We start from the raw sequence: 19,873 nt of genomic DNA, 5'->3' as shown, positions 1-19,873 counted from the left end.
ACCAGATCGCGTTTCGGGACGACCTTTAACGTGATCAAGGACGCGAAAAATATGTGGCGGCGCAGATTGAACCCCGTTCTTCCCAACCGCACGAGGTTTTCATGCGCCCTATCAGCACCATCACGACCATACTGTTTTCCGCTCTCGTCACCCAGCCTGTTTTTGCGGGCGAGGTGGTTGGCGCCAGCGAAACCACCATCCATTCGCCGGCACGCGGCAAGGACCTTGCCGTCACTGTCTGGTATCCATCCGACGGAAAGGGCACACAGACGCTTTCCGGCGAGGACCGGATTTTTCAAGGCACGCCCGTGTTCAAGGATGGCGCGGTGAAACCGGGTCGCCTGCCGCTTGTACTTCTGTCCCACGGCTCGGGTTCAAGAGTGTCCGGTATGGCATGGATCGCCGCAAAGCTTGCGAGCGAAGGTTTCATTGTCGCCGGAACCAACCATCCCGGCACCACCAGCGGCGATTCCACGCCCGCCGATACGCCGAAAATCTGGGAGCGAACGGACGATCTCTCCACGATCGTTACGGCCCTGGCGGCAGAGGGCAAATGGTCGAATGCGATCGACACGAAGAGGATCGGCATTCTCGGCTTTTCGCTGGGCGGCAGCGCGGCGATGGAGATTGCGGGTGCGCGCGCCGATCTCGATGCCTATGCGCGCTATTGCGAAGACCATGCCACGATGATGGATTGCCAATGGTTTGCCGGCGGCCGGGGTTATCTCGATAATGAGCCGGTCAACGTGCCGAAGCTTGACCTCAGAACCCTCGACAAGGCCCGTTTCGAGCAGCAGAACCGTGATCCCCGCATCCGTTCCGCCGTACTGATCGATCCGGGCCTGGCGCTGGCCTTCAAACCGAACAGTCTGAAAGAGATCGATATTCCGCTGACCTTCATCAATCTCGGCAGCAAGGGCAAAATTCCCGCGGCTGTGCTTGCGGATAAACTCGCGGACGAAGTACCCGGCGCGACCTACCAGCAGGTGGATGACGCCAATCATTTCAGCTTCCTGCCGCTGTGCAAGCCGGATGCCGATGCGTTCCTCAAATCCATCGGCGAGCGCGACCCGATCTGCGAGCCGGCCGGACCACGGAACCGCGCCGATATTCACGCACAATTGGAGGCGATGATTGTTACCGCCTTCAACCGTACGCTGAAGCCGGGCCAGTGAAACGGAAGTCTGAAAAGACTAGCCGATCCGCTTGTAGAACAGGGTGGTGCCGCAAAAGCGTCCATCCGGGAACAGGGCGTAATCGGGAATGACGCCGACCCGCTCCCAGCCAAGACGAGGATAAATCGCCTCGGCATCGCTACCCGTGGCCGTATCCAGAACCAGAAGGGTACGGCCACGTTTTACCGCCTCCTCCTCCACCTTTTGCATGAGCATACGGGCAAGTCCGAGGCCGCGTGCGGATGGGTGCACGAGAAGCTTCATCAGATCACCGCGATGCGGCTGATTGGGCTTCGAGGCAAGACCGACCTGCACGGTGCCCACCACCTTGCCATCCACCTCCGCCGCCACATGAATGGTCGCACCCTCGCCTGTCGTTTCCGCCACGGATCGCCAGAAGGGTTCAGCATCCTGTGGGGAAAAGGGCAACATGAAGCCGACGGACGCGCCGCCGTTCACGCAGGCGGCGAGGACTTCGCAGAGTTCAGGCAGGGCATCGATCGTCTCTTCCCGGTTCAACACGCGGATAGTGGCCATAAGAACTCCTGTAGGGAAATCAGCGCTGTCTTTGATCCAGCACGACGGCGTAACGGGCAGGTTTTTCGGAAGGATTGTGGAAGACGTGCCCTTCTCCCACCGGCATGAAAAGGCAATCGCCGGGCTCCAGCCGGTGAACGTCTCCGCCGCTTGTCATTTCCAGCACACCTTCGAAAAGCCAGACATATTGCGTCATCCCCCGGCTTGCCGCATGCGGCGGAAAACCGACCCGCGCGCCAGCCGGAAATTCGACTTCGACGATATCGACATCGGAACCCACACGCGGCGGGGAAATGGCGCGGCGGACATAGCCTGTCTCGGGATCTTTCCAGAGCTGTTGGTCACGCTTTCTCACCAGCGGGGAAACAGCCTCTTCGTTTTCGGCGAAAAAGCCTGAGAGCGACAGACCAAGGGCTGCGCAGATGCGGGCAAGCAGCGACGCGGTTGGGCTCGCCTCCCCGCGCTCGATACGGGAAATCATGGCGCGGCTGACGCCGGATTCAGACGCAAGCCTGTCCAGCGTCAGGCCGTTTTCAGCCCGCAATGTTTTGATCCGCTCACCGATCGAGCGCTCAAGAATATGATCTTCGTTTTCCATCATACGAGAATTGCATTCTCATATGATGGAGTCAATATCCATGATAATGGAAACAAGGATTATCTCTTGCCCGCCGATTGCGGGCGAGAAATCACGCCTTAAGCGCCGACCTGGGCAATCCAGTCGTTCAGATTATAGTAGTTCGTTACTCGGCTAACTTTTCCATCCTTCAGGTCGAAGAAGGCGCCGGCCGGCAGTACATATTTCTGGCTACTCGCCTCGGGCAATCCCTCATCGGTCTTGAGATATTCACCATTAACGATGAATTCGGCGGAAACACGCTTGCCGTCATCGCTCGCCATGATGACCATATCGGTGAGGTTTTCCTTATAGCAGCGGTTCATGTGGTCCATGAAGGAGGCGAAGGCGGCCTTGCCGGTCTGGCGCTCGCCCTGATTGATGTCATGCACCACCTCGTCATGAAGGAGCGCCAGAAAGGCATCCATGTCCTGACGGTTGAAGGCTTCGTAATAGGCGCGGATGGTCTCGGCAGCGGTCATCGTCTTCTCCGTTCAATGCTTGCGCGGGTTTTCCATGACGGTATAACCAGTGCAACCGAAAGTGAAATGCCCATGACCGTCGAAATCAAGTCTCTTTCCGGCATTGACGCCACACCCTATTTCGATGATCTCGCGCGCCTGCGGATCGAGGTGTTTCGCGCTTTTCCCTATCTCTACGACGGTTCGCTGGATTATGAACGCAAATATCTCGCGACCTATGCCGATACGGACGGCGCGGTCTTCGTGCTGGCGCTCGATGACGCCAGAGTGGTCGGCATGTCCACCGGCATGCCGATGGCGGCAGAGACCGATGAGGTGAAAGCACCGTTTGCCGAAGCGGGCTACGATCCGGACCGGATATTTTATTTCGGTGAAAGCGTGCTGCTGCCCGGCTATCGCGGTCACGGGATAGGCGTGCGCTTCTTCGAGGAGCGGGAGGCGCATGCAAAGAGGCTCGGCTTTAACCGTTGCACCTTCTGCGCGGTCGAGCGGCCTGCCGACCATCCCCGCCGGCCGGCGGATTACGTGCCGCTCAATGCCTTCTGGGAAAAGCGCGGTTATCACCATCACCCTGAACTGCGCACCAACTTCACATGGCAGGACCTCGACGAAAACACCGAGAGCCCGAAACCCCTGTCCTTCTGGATGAAGACCATTCTTGCCGGAGACGGAGATAAATGACACGCCTCGCCGCCAGCCAATATGCCATCGAACTGATCGAGACATGGGAGGCTTATGCCGCGCATCTTTCCGCCATCGTCCGCGAGGCTAAGGAAAAAGGCGCCGAACTGCTGCTGTTGCCGGAATATTCGGCTATGGCGCTGACCGGGCAATTGCCACCCGACGCGCGTTCCGATCTGCATCGTTCCATCGAAGAGATACAGCCGTTGATCCCTTCCTGGGTGGAGCTTTGCGAGGAACTGGCGCGGCAACATCAAATCCTCTTCCAGCCGGGCAGCGCGCCAGTGAAGGACCCGGACGACAAGTTCCGCAACCGCGCATGGCTGTTCGGCCCGGATGGGCTGATCGGTTATCAGGACAAGCAGATCATGACCCGTTTCGAGCGGGAGCAGTGGAACATTCATGCGGGCGTCGAGGGACTGAAAGCCTTCGAGACGCCGATCGGCAAGCTCGGCATTCTCATCTGTTACGACAACGAGTTCCCGATGCTGGGCCGCAGGCTGGCGGAGCTTGGCGTCGAACTCGTTCTCGCCCCCAGCTGCACCGACACGCTGGCAGGTGCCTATCGAGTGCGGATTGGTGCGCAGGCTCGGGCATTGGAAAACCAATATGCCATCCTCTCCTCTCCCACCGCGGGCGAGGCCCCTTGGTCTCCTGCGGTTGATGAAAATCGCGGCCGCGCCGCACTTTATGTGCCTTCGGATTACGGCATGCCGGCATCCGGCATCATCGCGGAAAGCGAGAGTGATGCGGTGACGCAAAGCAGCCTTCTCATCGCCGATATCGATCTTGCCGCCGTTGCAAGGCTCCGCACCGAAGGGCAGGTTGCCACCCGCCGCGACTGGCCAGAGCAATTTGCGATCTAAAAAGCCCATTTTAAAAGGCTTTTAACCAAATTCCCGCTTTGCGGCATGAGAAGCCCCTGCTATAGCGCGGGACATGAGCACAAATTCGACCCGCACGCCCCTGGACCATATCCGCAACTTCTCGATCGTTGCCCACATCGATCACGGCAAATCGACGCTGGCCGACCGGTTGATCCAGTCGACAGGCGGTCTTGCCGAACGCGACATGTCGGAACAGGTTCTCGACTCGATGGATATCGAGCGCGAGCGCGGCATCACCATCAAGGCTCAGACCGTGCGCCTGCACTACAAGGCGAATAACGGTGAGACCTATGTGCTGAACCTCATCGACACGCCCGGCCACGTCGACTTCGCCTACGAAGTGTCCCGCTCGCTTTCGGCCTGTGAAGGTTCGCTGCTGGTGGTCGACGCATCGCAGGGCGTCGAAGCCCAGACGCTGGCGAACGTCTATCAGGCGATCGACAATAATCACGAGCTGGTCACCGTGCTCAACAAGATCGACCTGCCGGCGGCCGAACCCGACCGCATCAAGGAGCAGATCGAGGAGGTGATCGGCATCGATGCGTCCGACGCCGTGATGATTTCGGCGAAGACCGGGCTTGGCATTCCCGATGTTCTGGAAGCCATCGTCAATCGCCTGCCGCCGCCGAAAAGTGAAGTCGGTGAAAACGGGCCGCTGAAGGCGCTGCTGGTTGATAGCTGGTACGACACCTATCTCGGCGTCATGGTTCTCGTGCGCGTCATCGACGGCGTGCTGAGCAAGGGTCAGCAGATCCGCATGATGGGTTCGGGCGCGAAATACGGCATCGAGCGCGTCGGTGTGCTCACCCCGAAGATGGTCAATGTCGACAGCCTCGGCCCCGGCGAGATCGGCTTCATCACCGCCTCGATCAAGGAAGTCGCCGATACGCGCGTTGGCGATACCATCACCGACGACAAGCGCCCGACGGCGCAGGCCCTGCCCGGCTTCAAGCCAGCACAGCCCGTGGTGTTCTGCGGTCTCTTCCCGGTCGATGCGGCCGACTTCGAAGACCTGCGCGCAGCGGTCGGTAAACTTCGCCTCAACGATGCTTCCTTCTCCTTCGAAATGGAATCGTCCGCCGCCCTCGGCTTCGGTTTCCGCTGCGGCTTCCTCGGCCTGCTGCATCTCGAAATCATTCAGGAACGCCTCGAGCGCGAGTTCAATCTCGATCTCGTCGCCACTGCCCCGTCGGTCGTCTATGAAATGACGCTGACCGATGGCACGGAAAAAGAGCTGCACAACCCGGCCGACATGCCCGACGTTGTGAAGATCAAGGAAATCCGCGAGCCGTGGATCAAGGCGACGATCCTGACGCCCGACGAATATCTCGGCGGCATCCTGAAACTCTGTCAGGACCGGCGCGGCCTGCAGACGGAGCTGACCTATGTCGGCAACCGCGCGATGATCACCTATGAACTCCCGCTCAACGAAGTGGTGTTCGATTTCTACGACCGGCTGAAGTCCATCTCCAAGGGTTACGCCTCGTTCGATTACAACATCATCGACTACCGCGAAGGCGACCTCGTGAAGATGTCGATCCTCGTCAATGGCGATCCCGTGGATGCGCTGTCCATGCTGGTTCACCGCTCGGCGGCAGACCGGCGCGGACGCGGCATGTGCGAAAAGCTGAAGGAACTCATTCCGCCGCACATGTTCCAGATCCCGATCCAGGCGGCCATCGGCGGCAAGGTCATCGCCCGCGAAACCGTGCGCGCGCTGCGCAAGGACGTGACGGCGAAGTGCTACGGCGGCGACGCAACGCGCAAACGCAAGCTTCTGGACAAGCAGAAGGAAGGCAAGAAGCGCATGCGCCAGTTCGGCAAGGTGGAAATTCCGCAGGAAGCCTTCATCGCCGCTCTGAAGATGAACGACGAATAAGCGGCAATCACTTGCCATCGTTCTTGAAGGGAGGCCCACAGCCTCCCTTTTGCGTTTTAGGGTCCGATCACCCGTGCAGCTTCGCGCCCTTGGTGATCTTGTCGACGATCTTCTTGTCGGCCCTCAGCGCCATGCCGACCACCTTGGCGTTGTCAGGAGAAAACTCCGAAAATACCTGGCGATTGGCGACGTCGTGCCCGGTAGCGAACATTTCCTCGATATAAAGCGATGTCGTGACGTCGCGCTCGAGGGATCGCTGGTGGATTTTGCGCAGCGCCTCCTGATCCGTGGCCATGACGACGACAGGCTGGATGGACAGGGGATTATAGACGTTGCCTGCCCCGTCGCGGTATGGTTCTCCAATGATCTCCTTGGTCTGGGCGACGATCCCGGACATGAGGAATGCGGTAACGTTCAGTTTTTGCCACACGGCAAGGTCATCGCGAAGGATGACGGCGATCTTGGTATCAAACATGCGAACTCAATCTGGCTGTGGTTACGAAAGAGAAGCGACCCTAGCGCCTCGGGGCGGCGGCGATCTTGAACGTTCGTGCAAATTCGAAGGGATCGTGCAGGCGCCCTCCAGCGAGGGCATCGAACGCATAGACGCGCGTTTTCACGGCAATGCCTATGCCCCGCATCGCCATGATACTTATGCGATTGGCGTCACGCTTTCCGGCGTCCAGACCTTTTCCTATCGTGGCACATCGCATTTCAGCATGCCGGGAAATGTCATCGTCCTGCATCCCGACGAGGTTCACGATGGCGGCGCGGGCACTGACGAGGGCCTGCACTATCGAATGCTCTACCTCCCGCCGGAAAAAACGACGGAGGCGGGATATAACGCGCTGCCCTTTGCCCGAAATGCCATCATCGAGGACGAAGAATTCCGGCAATGCCTCATCGAGGCACTCGGCAATCTCGAAGGCGAACCGGACAATCTACTTCTCACCGACTGGCAATCGAGACTGGCGGATCTGCTCTGGAAACATTCAGACGGAAGCACCAGAACCATCAAGCGGATTGACCGCATCGCCGTTTTGCGATGCCGGGACTATCTGCTGGAGAATAGCGCCGACACCGTCGGTTCTGAAGAACTGGAACGGATAAGCGGGCTCGACCGCTTCACGCTTTTCCGGCACTTTCGTTGCCTGTTCGGCACGAGCCCGCACCGTTATCTCATCATGCGGCGGCTGCAGAAATGCAAGGACATGATGCGCGCAGGTACGGGTCTTGCCGAAACGGCCTTTGCCTGCGGTTTTGCGGATCAGGCGCATTTCACCCGGCATTTCAAAAATGCCTTCGGCATGCCTCCGGGCCGCTGGCTGAACCTCGTCTCACCCTAGAGCATTTCCGGAAAGAGGATCGACCGGTGAGCCGCAGCGCCCGCCATCGCGCCGTCGCCCACCGCAAGGGCGACCGAGCCGGCGGGTCTCGCCACATCGCCGCAGGCGAAGATGCCGCGTGTGGTAGTCTGTTTCATCGGGTCTGTGACGATGGTTGATCCCATCGGCCCCTCCTCCACCGCACAGCCGAGTTTTTCGATCCAATCGGCGGTGATCCGCAATATCGGCTGGGTGAAAAGGCCGGCCAAGGCAATGCTGCGTCCATCTGTCAGGACGACATCCGCATGCCCCGCAATTTCCCTGATGCCGGTTGTTTCCATCCGGACGCCGCGCGCTGTCAGCATCGAATACTGGTCCTCGTCCGGCTCGAATACGCCGTTGGTGAAAAAGGTCGTCTCACCCCAGTCCGGAAGCATCAATGCGTGGTGAATGGCCAAAGGTGAAGCGGCGATAACGCCAATCTTTTCCTGATTGAGCTCGTAACCATGGCAATAGGGGCAATGGAAGACAGAAGAGCCCCAGCGCTCCTTCAGCCCGGCGATACCAGGCAATTCATCGGTGACACCAATGGCGAGGATCAGCCGATCCGCAGTCTCACGGCGGTTGCCATCGATCTCGATTGCGAAACCACCAAAGGAGCCTTCGGCATCGGTCACCCTGCCTTCGGCCCATTTTATGGTCGGGTAACGTTCGATCTGGCGGCGCGCCTCGGCGATAATCTCGCCTGGCGCCTTGCCGTCCTGGCCGAGAAAACCGTGGGAATGGTTGGCGAAACGGTTTCTCCGTTCACCGGCATCCACCATCAGAATGTTTTTTCTGGCGCGTCCAAGCTGCAGGGCGGCTGAGAGACCGGCATAGCTGCCGCCGATAATGATGACGTCGAATTTCATGATGCACCCATCGTTTCAGGAGGAGGCGGAAGTGCCCGTTCATTTCACGATACTTATATTGTTACATGATTTTGGGAGTCAATGGTCACGCAACTTATATTGTTACGTCATCTTGAAGGTGATAGCGTCGATGCAAACAGACGGGTTTGGGCAATGAGACACGACACGCGCCTTTCACGGGTGCTGCATATTCTGATCCATATGGAAAAACATGAGGGCGCCGCGACCTCCGAGAGCATTGCGGCGATGCTTCAGACCAATCCGGTGGTGGTGCGCAGAACCATGGCCGGCTTGCGCGAGCATGGTTATGTATCGTCGGAAAAAGGCCATGGCGGCGGGTGGGTGCTGGCGCGGCCGCTCAGCGAAATCACGCTGCTCGATATTTACCGGGCGCTTGGCGCACCGGAACTGTTCTCGATCGGGCTGGCAGGCGACAATCCGAACTGCGTCATCGAACAGGCCGTCAACACGGCGCTTTTTGACGCCATGAAAGAGGCGGAAAACATTCTGCTGTCCCGTTTCGGAAGCATTGCCCTCTCGCAACTGGCACAGGAGTCCATTAGCCGCTGGTCCCGTCTTTCCAACGACCCTTCCGCGATGGAAAGGCTCTAACGGCGGGTGACGGTCGCCCTTGCAAAGAAAAACCGCCCGCGCGGAGGCAGGCGGTTTTATCCTATCAGTAAGCCTATTACGGCTGGGTCTGCGTGCCGCCGGTAGTCGGGCTTGCCGGTGCGGTATTGTTCGCAGGCGGTGTTGCCGGAGTGGTCGGAGCCATCGGCGCCGGTGCCTGATCCGTTGCTGCAGGCGGCGTGGTGGAGGATGTCGTTGCCGGATCGGTGGTCGGGCCGCTCATCTGCGACCAGGCGAAAACGCCTACCAGAACGACAACGATGATAGCCAACCACGGCACCCAGGACGACGACGTGCGGGCACGCGGTTCATTGCTGATATTCACTTCCGGACGAAGATCGCGGTCCGGACGCGGGTTGTTGGGATCGAATGTCATGGTATTTCCTCCTCTTCATTCTGCGAAGAAAACGACGTTCACGGGATTTTGTTCCGATTCCTTCCAGAACGCCTACAACCGACGAGGTTCGGGCCCTTGCTGAAGTGCCTCCGCCAGCACCGTCATGACCTGCGGATCTGCCATTTGCGACACATTGAAACGCATGAAACCGGAGGCACTTTGCGACGAGCTGAACACATTGCCGGGGGCTAGCACCACCTGCCGCGAAAGCGCCCGGCGCGCAACATCGGCGGCATCGCTCCCATCCGGCAGGCGGCACCACAAAAACATGCCCGCCTGCGGCTCGATCCACGGCACACATCCAATCGACTTCAGACGTGACGCCGCCTCCGGCATTACCGCCGCAAGACGCTGCCTGAGTGCCTCGACATGCTTGCGGTAACTGCCGTCGGTCAAAAGCGAGAGGACCAGCGCCGCCGAAAAATGCGTTCCGCCAAAAGCGGTGGCGATCTTGAGATCGGTCAGGGCTTCCACCCACGCGACAGGTGCTGCAATGAAACCGCACCGTATGGAGGCCGACAGTGTTTTTGAAAAACTGCCTATCTGGACGACACGGTTCAGACCATCGAAGGCCGCCAGCCGGGGCGCAGCCTGGGTTTCGAAATCAGCAAAAATATCATCCTCGATGATGGTTAGCCCCACCTGTTCGGCAAGCATCAGCAGCCGATGGGCGGAAACGGCGGAAAGCCTTGCACCTGTCGGATTATGGATCGCGGAATTGGTGATATAAAGACGGGGCTGATGGTCTTTCAGCGCCTGTTCGAACAGCGCTAAATCCGGTCCGGTTGGCGTATAGGGTACGCCGATGATCTTCACCCGATGCGCCCGCAGGAGGGCGTGGAAATTGAAATAACAGGGGTCATCAACAACAACCGTATCCCCCGGCTGCAGCAGGAAACGGCACAGAAGATCGATCGCCTGCGTGCCGGAGTCGGTGAGCATGATCTGGCTGGCGCCCGCCTGCACCCCGTGTTCGGCCAGCCGGCGCGACAGAAGCTGGCGCAGCGGCAACAGTCCCATCGGGCTGCCATAATCCGTCAGCAGGGCGGCGTCGGCGCGGGCGAGCCCGCGCATGGCCCGCCTCAATGCCTCCTGCGGCATCCACGATACGGGAAGCCAGCCACAACCGGGTTTGGCGAGAACGGAACTTTCATCCAGCGCCTGCCGCGAAACCCACAAGGGATCCACCGCCCTGTCGAGCTGCGGCTCGATATCGGCGAGCGAGAGGGGTGCAAGCGGACCTGAAACGAAAAAACCGGAGCCGGGGCGCGAGCTTATCGTACCCTCCGCCACAAGCCGGTCGTAGGCCTCGACGATGGTGGAGGTGGACACCTGCATGGTCTTCGCCAGAGCCCGCACCGATGGAAGACGCGCGCCCGGCACGAGGCTGCGCGAGGCGATGCGTTGCCGAACGCTTGCCATCACCTTTTCTATGCGCGTGCCAACAGCGACCTGTCCATCCATGATTCTCTCCAACCGTACCGCTCATGAAACCATAACAGTTTGTTGAAATTGTATATGATTGTCGCTGTTCCCGCCAGCCATTCGGGATCATGAAAGGCAGAAAGCAGGAGTTGACGATGGACAAGACGACGAGCGGCTGGCTGAGCGGCCTGACAGGCGTGGTAATATTCAGCGGTTCGCTGCCAGCGACGCGCATCGCGGTAACGGGTTTCGATCCCGTGTTCCTCACCGTCGCCCGCGCCAGCATTGCCGGCCTGCTGGCGCTGGCGCTGCTGTTTCTGTTCAGGCAAAGACGCCCGGCGCGCAATGACCTGACATCGCTTTTCATCGTCTCGCTTGGTGTCGTGGTGGGTTTCCCGCTATTGACCGCGCTTGCCCTGCGGCACATCACCTCGGCGCATTCCATCGTTTTCGTGGGGCTGCTGCCACTCGCAACCGCGATCTTTGCGGTGCTGCGCGGCGGAGAACGCCCACGCCCGGTCTTCTGGCTCTTTTCCTGTCTCGGCAGTGCGCTTGTTGCGGGTTTTTCGCTCTCGAATTCGTTTGCCGCCGGGATCGAAGCCTCGCTTGCCGGCGATCTTCTGATGCTTGGCGCAATCATCGTCTGCGGGCTCGGCTATGCGGAGGGCGCTGCCCTTTCCCGCAAGCTGGGCGGCTGGCAGGTCATTTCCTGGGCGCTGGTTCTTTCCCTGCCGGTGATGCTGCCGCTTGCCTTTTTCAGCGGGCCGGAAACGCTTGCCGGCATAGACCCGCAGGCCTGGGCTGGCCTTGCCTATGTTTCCCTGTTCAGCATGCTGATTGGCTTCATCTTCTGGTATCGCGGGCTGGCCCTTGGCGGCATCGCCGCCGTGGGGCAGCTGCAATTGCTTCAGCCCTTCTTCGGGCTCGCGCTTGCCGCCACCCTGCTGCACGAAGAGGTGAGCCCGGCCATGATCGGCGTGACGCTGGTTGTGGTGCTGTGTGTTGCGGGCGCGCGAAAATTCGCGCGCTGACCATCAGCTCGAGCGGCGATCCACCCAGCGATGCCATGCGTCTTCGCTGCCATTGAAGACATTGAGATCGATACGGCCATCGACGCCATGCGACAGGCCGGAACCGGAATATTGCCAGAACAGCCACTTGCGACCGGGATAAACCACCGACGGATGCTGGGCGACGGCGCGCAGCCAGAAGGGATAATCCTGGAATTCGCCCTGGAGGTTATCCTTGTAAAAATCGGGCGCCGTATAAATGATCGGCCGCTGGCCGTAATGGCGCTCAAGCTTGTCCATGAAGACCCGCATCTTTTCCAGCACGCGTTCGCGGGAATGGCGCATCTTGCAGCTCGATTCGCCGTTATATTCCACGTCGATGACGGGCGGCAGCGCGTCCGGATCACGCGGTACATTACGAATGAACCAGTCCGCCTGTTCGCTGGCGTTGCGGCACCAGTAGAAGAAATGGTAGGCACCGCGGCGAATGCCCGCTTCCTTTGCGCGCTGCCAATTGGTGCGGAACATCGGATCAAGATGATCACCACCATCCGTCGCCTTGATGAAGGCGAAATTCGCGCCGCGCGTGCGCAGCTGCGGCCAGTTTATATTGGCCTGCCAGCGGGATACATCCACCCCGTGGACCTGGAAATGACGGGGCTGAACCCTGCCGAAATTGATGGGCTTGGCATCACTGAAGCTGGAGCGGAAAATGCGCGAACGGATCTGAGCACCGGCGCTTGCCGCCGGGGCCGCCGCCATGGCCAATTGCACCGGACGCTCCATCTGGTTCATCGTGGGGCGCTCCGCCGGCCGCACCATTCCGGCCGCCTGTGGCGGAACCGGCAAACGGATTTCAGGCGCATCCTGCGTTAAGGACGCTTTGGGGGTGACGGCGGAAAAGGCCTTGGGTTCGTCAGGCACCGGCCCGCCCCATGCCAGAACTTGCTGCCGCGGCTGGGCGGCGATGGCCTGGGTGCCGACGCCTGCCTGCGGCACCGGCGCGGATGGCGTGACCGAACTCGTCGTTTCCTTCGAAGGCAAGCCGGCCATCAGGCTTTCCGGCCCGGAACTGGACGTGCAGCCTCCAAGCAGGAGGCAACCGAAGAGAAGTGCTGGCACAGCCGATGAACGCATGAGAACCCGTACGCAAAACAAATCGGGGGCACTCTGATGCCGCCCGGAGACCTCGAAATACAAATGCTAACGGAAGATTATCAAAAAAGACTGAATCTTATCTTTACGTCGGCACCTGTCGATGCGCCCATCATTTCTGGCAGGCGAAACGTTTCGAGTTCTCGCGCGGCGCCGCGGCTCAGGCCGTCATGGCGGTCAGATCGACAGTGTCCGCACCGGGAGAATTTCTCTCTATCGATTCGATCGCGTGAATAGCCGATGCCTTCGCCTGGTATCCTTCCGAGGAGAACATCGTTTCGCCGTTGGAAGCCTTGAAGCGGAAACGATATTCGCCGGCCTTGTCCTGATAGATTTCGAATTTGTACATGATCTCTGCGCCTCCTTGCGCACGATAGTCCGTCCGCTGCAACTTTGTTCGGCCTCGATCACTTTCGCAACGGAAAATCGCCGCTCTGGATGAGGCGTACCCAGGCTCGGGCAATTTCCAGCCCGGCTGCATCGGCCATTTCTGCGCGCAAGCTGCGATGGTCGCGATAATTCTCCAGCCATCCCGGCGACATTCTTTCGACGGAAGTGGGGAACGTCTGACACCAGCCGTCAACCACGGCAGCGGAGGCTTCGAAATGGAATTGTGTGCCATAAACCGCCCGGCCGATGCGAAAGGCCTGGTTTCGCGTCGCGCCATTGGTCGCAAGTCGCGTGGCGTCCGGCGGAAGCGTAAATGTATCGCAATGCCACTGAAAAATGGGGAATGTCTTTTCCAGCCCAGCCAATAGCGGATCGGACACGCCCTCTTCCGTCAGGGACACCTCTTCCCAGCCGAACTCCGGCGGGCCGGAGAGAATGTTCTCTCCGCCATAGGCGCGCGCCAGCAACTGGCTGCCAAGGCAGACGCCCATGACTGCCTTGCCCGCATCGCCAAAGGCTTTCATGAGAAGGGCAAGATCGGGAAGATAGGGATAAAGCGCATCATCGAGCGCGTTCTGTTCGCCGCCCAGAACCACAAGCGCATCATGGTCGGCCGCATCTTTGGGGAGAGGCTCACCCGCATAGGCGCGGATGATATGGACTTCCGCCGCCGCTTCTTTCAGCGCGACGCCGAGCTGCCCATGCGGCGTACCCGCCATGTTTTCTATGATTGCAACGCGCATAAAACCTCGTGGCGACAACAAAGGATCCAATCAGCGAGAAATGCCGATCGAATCCAGCTTCACCACGAGAAAAATCGATTTTCAAGAGCCGCTACATCATCATTGCGACAATAGCGGATAAGCTGACGCGATACGCCCTAGAATTCACGCGCAAGCTTGGCGTCTGCCGAATGCCGGTTGCCGCCGCGAACGGCGAAGAACAGGAAAATCGCCGCCCAAAGGATCGACTTTTCCGCCCCGCCCAGACCTTCCGCCTTTACGATGCCGTGAAAATAAACCGTTACCAGAAGGACGATCATGGCCGCGAAGGATGCCGGCCGCGTGAACAGGCCGATGGCGACCAGAATTCCGCCGAAAAATTCCGTGGCGGCAAGCAGCGGTGACCAGAAGACGCCGGGGTAAAAGCCGAGGCTTTCCACCATGCCGACAGCACCAAAAGGATTGACGATCTTTCCGAACCCATGGGTGACGAGAAGAAGCCCGGCCGTGACGCGCAGAATGGTCTCTACCAGATCATGCGTCGCACTATAAAGCGGTGCGACCGCCGGAACGAAAAGACGCTGACGATTATTCTCGAACTGGGCCATAGGATCTCCACGTTTCAGCCTTCGACAGCTTCTCTGTTCGCAAAGCCGCATGATAAGAACAAGCATGCGCCCGGTAAAAACATGAGTATTATAGTTGACATTATCGTGAACATTATTGTCGCCGGGCGATGAAGGAGACCTGAGGATGACCAAGACCAAACCCCGCATAACCATCCGCTATTGCACGCAGTGCAACTGGCTGCTTCGGGCCGGCTGGATGGCGCAGGAAATCCTGCAGACCTTCGCTTCCGATATCGGCGAAGTCAGCCTCATCCCCTCGACCGGCGGTCTGTTCGAGATCTCCGTGGACGGCACGATCATATGGGAACGCAAACGCGATGGCGGTTTTCCCGGCCCAAAAGAACTCAAACAGAGAATCCGTGACATCATCGACCCGGAGCGTGACCTCGGTCATGTGGACAGAACGAAGCATGAAGGGCTCGACACCTGACCTGGCAACATGTTTCAACAGCCATAACCAAGTTTTTTCCCTTTAAAATCAATGATCGTCATAAAAGTTCAAAAAGTCTGTTGACACCGGGCGGCTGCCCTCGTACATCGCTCTCCGTCGCCCAGATGGCGGAATTGGTAGACGCGCCAGCTTCAGGTGCTGGTACTCGCAAGGGTGTGGAGGTTCGAGTCCTCTTCTGGGCACCATTCCATTTTTGATCTTAGCCAGATCAAGAACTTAGCCGAAAAACAGCAACATATAGCCGACCGGCAAACGCCGGGAAGCGTGTTGCTTTTTTTCGCCTTTAGCTACTCCCAGAAAAGCTGCAGGCACTCAGGGACAAGCGGCCTTCGTCTTCTTCGGAAGACCTCTATCTACAGCGCAGAACTCTGATGTGACCTGCTTCGTTACGGCTGAGCGTCTTTGTCGCCACTATTTTGCGAATGCTGCTCGCAGTTCGGCGTGCAGGACAGAACGGTCCGCTCCGTCTGGCGGAAAACGCGAACCGTATTACCCTCGTCGATAGAGACGAGAATGCGTTCATCCACGATTGGATTGCCGTCGGCATCCAGAAGCACGAGATTGGTCGTGCCGAAACTGCGACCCGTCAGAACAATCGTGGTGGCATCGGCAACTGTGGCATCGGCGACCTTGGAGTTGCCGACAATAACCTTGCTGACGGCGCGGTCGAGACGAAGGACACGGGCGTGATTCATCGAAACACGCAATATGTCATCTTCAGCAAAAGCGGGCTGCAGCGAACCTGATAGAAAGACGGACAAGCCGACCACAATTTTCGCCAGTTTTCCGGATGACACGCGTTTGGTCCTTGCTCACTACCCGCACTTATTGCTCCGCAGAATGCGCGGTTTTAGTGAATGAAGCGTTAAATGGCAGAAATCCGCGAGGCGGATGGTAACCATGCGTAATGTATTGATATTGCCGCGTCTCTCCGCCCCGCCTCAAAACTGAACATCTGCACCTCTTCCCAAGGAAACTTGGTCGGAAAAGACAAACTGCCAGCAGTTGAATATATTTGTTTATCGGCAAATATAAAAATGCAGGCAATACTTTTTGGTTTTATTTACCAAAAGAAACTCATCCTGCCGTTTACTTTGAGTTAATCGTTTTTTTTAAGCGCTTGGAAATCGCTCGGCTGTAGTTTGAACGCAACCGAACAACGGAGAACAGTTGTCGGCGTGCTGAACCAACACAAGTTAGGAGAGACCCTATGACCAAGATTTTCGCTCGTTTCCTCAAGGATGAATCCGGTGCTACTGCAATCGAATACGGCCTGATCGCTGCTCTGCTTTCAGTGGCAATCGTAGGCGGCGCAAGCATGGTCGGTACGCAGCTCGACGCACTCTTTGACGGCATCGGTACGACGATGCAGACGGCCCGAAACACGACGTTCTAATAGTTTTCGACCGCTGAATTGGGAATGCCGCTCAACCGTGAGCGGCATTTTCGTATTATACTGAATACCCGGATTCGTCTTCAATCCGCCTGGAATTGGCCGAGTAAAAGGGAGTCTCCCTCGTGGTTATAGCCGCCATTTTTCTGACGCTTCCGCTCTGCCTTGCCTTCGCGGCATTCACAGACCTTTTGAGCATGACGATACCCAACCGGATATCGCTCATTTTGCTGCTGTCATTCATTTTGATCGCGCCTTTTTCCGGTATGGACTGGCAGACTTTTGCAATGAGCCTTGCAGCTGCCGCCGCCGTGTTTTTTGCCTGCTTCGCACTCTTTGCAGCCAATGTTATGGGTGGAGGAGATGCCAAGCTATTGACTGCCGCAGCAGTATGGTATGGCTTCAACCTGTCCCTCATAGAATTTTTACTCTCGGTGACCTTCGTTGGCGGCCTGTTGACTCTCGGCATTCTGCTCTTGCGGTCGCGCTCGCAGGAAATCATGGCCAGCGGCATTCCCCTCCCCGATTCCTTGCTCGCAGCAAAAAAAATTCCCTACGGGATCGGCATCGCCATCGCCGGTTTTTTGACCTATGGCAACGCACCGATCGTAGAAGCTGCCATCGCCAGTCTTTCCTGAGCGAATACTGTAATTGCCGAAATTAAAGGCCTGTTAACCACAAATCCACGCATAATATTAACCATAATTATACCAATAGCGCGTCATCCTGAGGGGAGAAGAATCTGATTCCTTCAAGGATCGAGCATGAAACCGTCGCGTATCGTCATTCTATCCGTTGCTTTGGTAGCCGCCGGTCTTGCCGGTCTTGTCGCCATGAAAATTTCCGGCACAAAGCAGGTTATCGAAAAAGCAGAAACGATCATCCAGAAAGAACCGACGGTCAACGTTCTCGTTTCCTCGGTCAACCTGCCGGTCGGCAGTCGCCTGAATGATAGTTCAGTGCGCTGGACTCCCTGGCCACAGGGCAACGTCGTCGATAGTTTCATAACGGAAACGAAAAGCCCGAACGCAATCATCGAACTTTCCGGTGCCGTCGTACGGCTCCCGTTATTCGAGGGCGAGCCGATCCGACCGGAAAAAGTCGTCGATTCCAGCGCTCGCATCATGTCCTCGCTTTTACCCGCCGGCAAACGCGCTGTTTCGACAGAGATTTCGGTTTCAACCGGGGCAGGCGGTTTCGTGCTGCCGAATGACCGTGTTGACGTGATCATGGTCCGCAAAGGCGACAACGGTAACTTTTTGACCGAGAATGTTTTGAATAACGTTCGTGTTCTGGCCATCGACCAGCAGATCAAGGAAGGCGAAGACGGTACGTCGGCAGTGGTTGGCGCAACCGCGACACTGGAACTGACGCCGGACCAAGCCAAGATTATGACCGTGGCGCAACAGATGGCGGATCGTCTCACGCTGGCTCTGCGCTCGGTTGCCGACGCGCAGGAAAACGACACGCTTTCGGCTGATTATCTTCTCAATGGCGGCGCCGGGCAGCCCGAAATTCAGGTGATCAAATCCGGCTCGATCGTCAAGGGCGGTCAAGGAGCATCACAATGATCAAGGGGTTCATGGCAAGGCGTTTCACACAACACCTGCGTTCGTCGATGCTCGGCGGGCTTGCGTTCTGCGTGGCTTTTTCCGGCATTCCCGGCCAGCGTTCATCCGAATTTTTGGGTATCGGCGAAGCCGAGGCGCAAAGCGCGAGCATTGTGCGCATTACTGAGAGCGGATCAGGCATTCGCAAGCGCCTGAAGCTTGGTCTCAACAAGGCGCTGGTCATCGACCTGCCCGAGGACGCGCACGACATTCTTGTCGCCGATCCCAGCCTTGCCGATGCGGTAACGCGCACGTCCAGACGTATCTATCTCTTCGGAAAAACGGTAGGACAGACAAATATCTTTATTTTCGGCGATGGTGGGCGTGAAATCGTCAGCCTCGATCTGGAAGTAGAGCGGGATATCGTTGGTCTTGAAGCCAATATTCGTCGCTTCATTCCTGAATCCGACATCAAAGTCGAGATCGTCTCCGACAACATCGTTCTCACCGGATCTGTGCGCACGCCGCAGGATTCCGCGCGCGCAGTGCAGCTTGCCGAAGCCTTTTTGAAAGGTGGTGAAGCCACCACCCGCAATATCTCTCTGACGGGCGGCGACAACGGGGGTGACGCCGCGATTTTTGCCGAAAACCGCCAAGTATCGCAGATCGTCAACATGCTGACGATCGAGGGCGAGGATCAGGTGACACTGAAGGTGACCGTCGCCGAAGTCAGCAGGCAGGTGCTGAAGCAGCTGGGCTTCAACGGTTCCATCAGCAGTTCGACAAGCAACAACGGTTTCGAGTTCTCAAATCCTTCCAATCTCGGAAACGCAATCGACGGCGCGACGCGCATAGCCAGCGGAGCTATAGGCTCCGGCTCACTGAGATTTGCCTCTTACCTCAACGCCATGGAACAGGCAGGGGTGATGCGGACATTGGCGGAACCGAGCCTGACGGCGATCTCCGGCGAGCAGGCTAAATTTTATGTCGGCGGAGATTTTCGAATTGCTGCCGAACAGGATGTTTCGCTCGACAAGGAAACAGGCGTCGCGACCGTCAAACGCGAAACGGAAACAGTCGACTACGGTATCACGTTGAACTTCAGGCCAGTGGTGCTTTCACCCGGCAGGATAAGTCTCAAGATCGAGACGAATGTGTCCGAGCCGACCTATGAAGGCAATGTCGTAACCGGAAATTACGGTCGGGGCATTCCGGGCTCAACCTACATGTCTGTCCGCAAGCGGGAAACATCCACAACGGTCGAGCTTCCTTCTGGTGGCTCGATCGTGATCGCAGGGCTCGTTCAGGACAATATCCGTCAGGCCATGTCCGGGCTTCCGGGCATGTCAAAGATCCCGATTTTCGGCACGCTTTTCCGCAGCAAGGACTTCCTGCGCAACGAAACGGAGCTGGTCATCATCGCAACGCCTTATCTGGTTCGGCCCGTGGCCCGCAACCAGATCGCCCGGCCGGATGACAACTTCAACCCGGAAAACGATGCCGCCATGTATTTCATGAACCGCGTCAACAAGGTCTATGGCCGCAAGGACCAGGTTCAGGCGGCGCCCTATCAGGGGTCAGTGGGGTTCATCTACAAATGACGACACGCACACAAAATCCCCTCTTCA

Annotated in this window: 24 protein-coding genes and 1 tRNA gene; 13 read left to right on the top strand and 12 right to left on the bottom strand. The window is 58.1% G+C overall.

Going from position 1 to position 19,873, the window contains the following annotated elements; genetic code table 11:
• The first annotated feature begins 101 nt into the window (after window positions 1-101).
• Window positions 102-1,175 (top strand): alpha/beta hydrolase family protein, encoded by a 1,074-nt coding sequence (locus tag V6S97_RS09415; protein ID WP_334426655.1) that lies wholly within the window; start codon window positions 102-104, stop codon window positions 1,173-1,175.
• An 18-nt stretch (window positions 1,176-1,193) separates the two neighbouring features.
• On the opposite strand, the gene V6S97_RS09410 is transcribed toward V6S97_RS09415, so the two are convergent.
• The 3 genes from V6S97_RS09410 to V6S97_RS09400 all read right to left on the bottom strand — a co-directional run bounded on the left by V6S97_RS09410 (window position 1,194) and on the right by V6S97_RS09400 (window position 2,810).
• Window positions 1,194-1,712, bottom strand: a complete 519-nt coding sequence (locus V6S97_RS09410; RefSeq protein ID WP_080865742.1) for a GNAT family N-acetyltransferase — start codon at window positions 1,710-1,712, stop codon at window positions 1,194-1,196.
• Window positions 1,713-1,731: 19 nt separating this feature from the next.
• Entirely contained in the window at window positions 1,732-2,313 is a 582-nt protein-coding gene (locus tag V6S97_RS09405; protein ID WP_111781386.1) for a helix-turn-helix domain-containing protein, read from the bottom strand.
• A gap of 95 nt (window positions 2,314-2,408) precedes the next feature.
• A complete protein-coding gene (locus V6S97_RS09400; RefSeq protein ID WP_060722784.1) occupies window positions 2,409-2,810 on the bottom strand; it encodes a ketosteroid isomerase-related protein in 402 nt (133 codons plus the stop codon).
• Window positions 2,811-2,882: 72 nt separating this feature from the next.
• On the opposite strand from V6S97_RS09400, the gene V6S97_RS09395 reads away from it, so the two are divergent.
• The 3 genes from V6S97_RS09395 to lepA all read left to right on the top strand — a co-directional run bounded on the left by V6S97_RS09395 (window position 2,883) and on the right by lepA (window position 6,257).
• A complete protein-coding gene (locus V6S97_RS09395; RefSeq protein ID WP_020812479.1) occupies window positions 2,883-3,491 on the top strand; it encodes a GNAT family N-acetyltransferase in 609 nt (202 codons plus the stop codon).
• Window positions 3,488-4,357, top strand: coding sequence for a carbon-nitrogen hydrolase family protein (locus V6S97_RS09390; protein ID WP_020812478.1), 870 nt, complete (start codon window positions 3,488-3,490; stop codon window positions 4,355-4,357). Before V6S97_RS09395 ends, V6S97_RS09390 begins: the two co-directional genes overlap by 4 nt.
• A 61-nt stretch (window positions 4,358-4,418) precedes the next feature.
• A complete protein-coding gene (lepA, locus tag V6S97_RS09385; RefSeq protein WP_035213098.1) occupies window positions 4,419-6,257 on the top strand; it encodes a translation elongation factor 4 in 1,839 nt (612 codons plus the stop codon).
• A gap of 67 nt (window positions 6,258-6,324) precedes the next feature.
• On the opposite strand, the gene V6S97_RS09380 is transcribed toward lepA, so the two are convergent.
• Window positions 6,325-6,732 (bottom strand): DUF2000 family protein, encoded by a 408-nt coding sequence (locus V6S97_RS09380; RefSeq protein ID WP_003507428.1) that lies wholly within the window; start codon window positions 6,730-6,732, stop codon window positions 6,325-6,327.
• A 94-nt stretch (window positions 6,733-6,826) separates the two neighbouring features.
• On the opposite strand from V6S97_RS09380, the gene V6S97_RS09375 reads away from it, so the two are divergent.
• Window positions 6,827-7,603 carry an AraC family transcriptional regulator gene (locus V6S97_RS09375; protein WP_003507426.1) on the top strand — a complete coding sequence of 259 codons (777 nt, stop codon included), beginning with the start codon at window positions 6,827-6,829 and terminating at the stop codon, window positions 7,601-7,603.
• On the opposite strand, the gene V6S97_RS09370 is transcribed toward V6S97_RS09375, so the two are convergent.
• A complete protein-coding gene (locus V6S97_RS09370) occupies window positions 7,600-8,493 on the bottom strand; it encodes an NAD(P)/FAD-dependent oxidoreductase (protein WP_003507424.1) in 894 nt (297 codons plus the stop codon). The two genes, V6S97_RS09375 and V6S97_RS09370, sit on opposite strands and share 4 nt — an antisense overlap.
• 153 nt (window positions 8,494-8,646) lie before the next feature.
• On the opposite strand from V6S97_RS09370, the gene V6S97_RS09365 reads away from it, so the two are divergent.
• Window positions 8,647-9,105, top strand: a complete 459-nt coding sequence (locus V6S97_RS09365) for an Rrf2 family transcriptional regulator (protein WP_003507420.1) — start codon at window positions 8,647-8,649, stop codon at window positions 9,103-9,105.
• A gap of 76 nt (window positions 9,106-9,181) precedes the next feature.
• Here V6S97_RS09365 and V6S97_RS09360 read toward each other — a convergent pair whose 3' ends face one another.
• Together V6S97_RS09360 and V6S97_RS09355 are read right to left on the bottom strand one after the other, a co-directional pair.
• Window positions 9,182-9,499 carry a hypothetical protein gene (locus V6S97_RS09360; protein WP_003507415.1) on the bottom strand — a complete coding sequence of 106 codons (318 nt, stop codon included), beginning with the start codon at window positions 9,497-9,499 and terminating at the stop codon, window positions 9,182-9,184.
• A gap of 72 nt (window positions 9,500-9,571) precedes the next feature.
• Window positions 9,572-10,984 carry an aminotransferase-like domain-containing protein gene (locus tag V6S97_RS09355; RefSeq protein ID WP_003507414.1) on the bottom strand — a complete coding sequence of 471 codons (1,413 nt, stop codon included), beginning with the start codon at window positions 10,982-10,984 and terminating at the stop codon, window positions 9,572-9,574.
• Window positions 10,985-11,100: 116 nt separating this feature from the next.
• Between V6S97_RS09355 and V6S97_RS09350 the strand changes: the two genes are divergently transcribed.
• Window positions 11,101-11,976 (top strand): DMT family transporter, encoded by an 876-nt coding sequence (locus tag V6S97_RS09350; protein WP_060722778.1) that lies wholly within the window; start codon window positions 11,101-11,103, stop codon window positions 11,974-11,976.
• Between the two features lie 3 nt (window positions 11,977-11,979).
• On the opposite strand, the gene V6S97_RS09345 is transcribed toward V6S97_RS09350, so the two are convergent.
• The 4 genes from V6S97_RS09345 to V6S97_RS09330 form a co-directional block, all read right to left on the bottom strand.
• Complete coding sequence (locus V6S97_RS09345) at window positions 11,980-13,092, bottom strand: glycoside hydrolase family 25 protein (protein ID WP_020812473.1); 1,113 nt, start codon at window positions 13,090-13,092, stop codon at window positions 11,980-11,982.
• Window positions 13,093-13,270: 178 nt separating this feature from the next.
• Window positions 13,271-13,459, bottom strand: a complete 189-nt coding sequence (locus tag V6S97_RS09340) for a YegP family protein (RefSeq protein ID WP_334426653.1) — start codon at window positions 13,457-13,459, stop codon at window positions 13,271-13,273.
• A 58-nt stretch (window positions 13,460-13,517) separates the two neighbouring features.
• Window positions 13,518-14,243: a type 1 glutamine amidotransferase gene (locus V6S97_RS09335; RefSeq protein WP_162724019.1), complete on the bottom strand. Its 726-nt coding sequence runs from the start codon at window positions 14,241-14,243 to the stop codon at window positions 13,518-13,520.
• Window positions 14,244-14,380: 137 nt separating this feature from the next.
• On the bottom strand, window positions 14,381-14,830 hold the full coding sequence (locus V6S97_RS09330; protein WP_112356070.1) for a DoxX family protein: 450 nt from the start codon (window positions 14,828-14,830) through the stop codon (window positions 14,381-14,383).
• A 145-nt stretch (window positions 14,831-14,975) separates the two neighbouring features.
• On the opposite strand from V6S97_RS09330, the gene V6S97_RS09325 reads away from it, so the two are divergent.
• On the top strand, window positions 14,976-15,281 hold the full coding sequence (locus V6S97_RS09325) for a SelT/SelW/SelH family protein (RefSeq protein ID WP_003507408.1): 306 nt from the start codon (window positions 14,976-14,978) through the stop codon (window positions 15,279-15,281).
• Window positions 15,282-15,400: 119 nt separating this feature from the next.
• Window positions 15,401-15,487: transfer RNA gene (locus V6S97_RS09320), tRNA-Leu, on the top strand.
• A gap of 201 nt (window positions 15,488-15,688) precedes the next feature.
• Here V6S97_RS09320 and V6S97_RS09315 read toward each other — a convergent pair.
• A complete protein-coding gene (locus V6S97_RS09315; protein WP_020812471.1) occupies window positions 15,689-16,099 on the bottom strand; it encodes a pilus assembly protein N-terminal domain-containing protein in 411 nt (136 codons plus the stop codon).
• Between the two features lie 413 nt (window positions 16,100-16,512).
• Between V6S97_RS09315 and V6S97_RS09310 the strand changes: the two genes are divergently transcribed.
• The 4 genes from V6S97_RS09310 (at window position 16,513) to V6S97_RS09295 (ending at window position 19,846) form a co-directional block, all read left to right on the top strand.
• Window positions 16,513-16,698 (top strand): Flp family type IVb pilin, encoded by a 186-nt coding sequence (locus V6S97_RS09310; protein ID WP_003507406.1) that lies wholly within the window; start codon window positions 16,513-16,515, stop codon window positions 16,696-16,698.
• A 122-nt stretch (window positions 16,699-16,820) separates the two neighbouring features.
• On the top strand, window positions 16,821-17,333 hold the full coding sequence (locus tag V6S97_RS09305; RefSeq protein WP_003507405.1) for an A24 family peptidase: 513 nt from the start codon (window positions 16,821-16,823) through the stop codon (window positions 17,331-17,333).
• Window positions 17,334-17,459: 126 nt separating this feature from the next.
• Window positions 17,460-18,266, top strand: coding sequence for a Flp pilus assembly protein CpaB (gene cpaB / locus V6S97_RS09300; protein WP_003507404.1), 807 nt, complete (start codon window positions 17,460-17,462; stop codon window positions 18,264-18,266).
• Complete coding sequence (locus V6S97_RS09295) at window positions 18,263-19,846, top strand: type II and III secretion system protein family protein (RefSeq protein ID WP_003507403.1); 1,584 nt, start codon at window positions 18,263-18,265, stop codon at window positions 19,844-19,846. The genes cpaB and V6S97_RS09295 overlap by 4 nt, the downstream gene beginning before the upstream one ends.
• Window positions 19,847-19,873: the final 27 nt, after the last annotated feature.

Source organism: Agrobacterium sp. CCNWLW155 (genome assembly GCF_036888815.1).
In the GTDB taxonomy this organism is placed as follows: Bacteria; Pseudomonadota; Alphaproteobacteria; order Rhizobiales; family Rhizobiaceae; genus Agrobacterium; species Agrobacterium radiobacter.
Note: the sequence above shows the minus strand (reverse complement) of the source record. Positions and strands in the feature narration are given on the sequence as shown.

Bases quoted from the DNA above. Each gene is read 5' to 3' on its own strand.
- V6S97_RS09415 (WP_334426655.1), top strand. From the start codon at position 102: ATGCGCCCTATCAGCACCATCACGACCATACTGTTTTCCGCTCTCGTC.
- V6S97_RS09405 (WP_111781386.1), bottom strand. From the start codon at position 2,313: ATGATGGAAAACGAAGATCATATTCTTGAGCGCTCGATCGGTGAGCGG.
- V6S97_RS09360 (WP_003507415.1), bottom strand. From the start codon at position 9,499: ATGACATTCGATCCCAACAACCCGCGTCCGGACCGCGATCTTCGTCCG.
- V6S97_RS09365 (WP_003507420.1), top strand. From the start codon at position 8,647: ATGAGACACGACACGCGCCTTTCACGGGTGCTGCATATTCTGATCCAT.
- V6S97_RS09390 (WP_020812478.1), top strand. From the start codon at position 3,488: ATGACACGCCTCGCCGCCAGCCAATATGCCATCGAACTGATCGAGACA.
- V6S97_RS09330 (WP_112356070.1), bottom strand. From the start codon at position 14,830: ATGGCCCAGTTCGAGAATAATCGTCAGCGTCTTTTCGTTCCGGCGGTC.
- V6S97_RS09395 (WP_020812479.1), top strand. From the start codon at position 2,883: ATGACCGTCGAAATCAAGTCTCTTTCCGGCATTGACGCCACACCCTAT.
- V6S97_RS09350 (WP_060722778.1), top strand. From the start codon at position 11,101: ATGGACAAGACGACGAGCGGCTGGCTGAGCGGCCTGACAGGCGTGGTA.
- V6S97_RS09380 (WP_003507428.1), bottom strand. From the start codon at position 6,732: ATGTTTGATACCAAGATCGCCGTCATCCTTCGCGATGACCTTGCCGTG.
- V6S97_RS09325 (WP_003507408.1), top strand. From the start codon at position 14,976: ATGACCAAGACCAAACCCCGCATAACCATCCGCTATTGCACGCAGTGC.
- V6S97_RS09400 (WP_060722784.1), bottom strand. From the start codon at position 2,810: ATGACCGCTGCCGAGACCATCCGCGCCTATTACGAAGCCTTCAACCGT.
- V6S97_RS09355 (WP_003507414.1), bottom strand. From the start codon at position 10,984: ATGGATGGACAGGTCGCTGTTGGCACGCGCATAGAAAAGGTGATGGCA.
- V6S97_RS09410 (WP_080865742.1), bottom strand. From the start codon at position 1,712: ATGGCCACTATCCGCGTGTTGAACCGGGAAGAGACGATCGATGCCCTG.
- V6S97_RS09340 (WP_334426653.1), bottom strand. From the start codon at position 13,459: ATGTACAAATTCGAAATCTATCAGGACAAGGCCGGCGAATATCGTTTC.
- cpaB (WP_003507404.1), top strand. From the start codon at position 17,460: ATGAAACCGTCGCGTATCGTCATTCTATCCGTTGCTTTGGTAGCCGCC.
- V6S97_RS09335 (WP_162724019.1), bottom strand. From the start codon at position 14,243: ATGCGCGTTGCAATCATAGAAAACATGGCGGGTACGCCGCATGGGCAG.
- V6S97_RS09345 (WP_020812473.1), bottom strand. From the start codon at position 13,092: ATGCGTTCATCGGCTGTGCCAGCACTTCTCTTCGGTTGCCTCCTGCTT.
- V6S97_RS09295 (WP_003507403.1), top strand. From the start codon at position 18,263: ATGATCAAGGGGTTCATGGCAAGGCGTTTCACACAACACCTGCGTTCG.
- V6S97_RS09310 (WP_003507406.1), top strand. From the start codon at position 16,513: ATGACCAAGATTTTCGCTCGTTTCCTCAAGGATGAATCCGGTGCTACT.
- V6S97_RS09370 (WP_003507424.1), bottom strand. From the start codon at position 8,493: ATGAAATTCGACGTCATCATTATCGGCGGCAGCTATGCCGGTCTCTCA.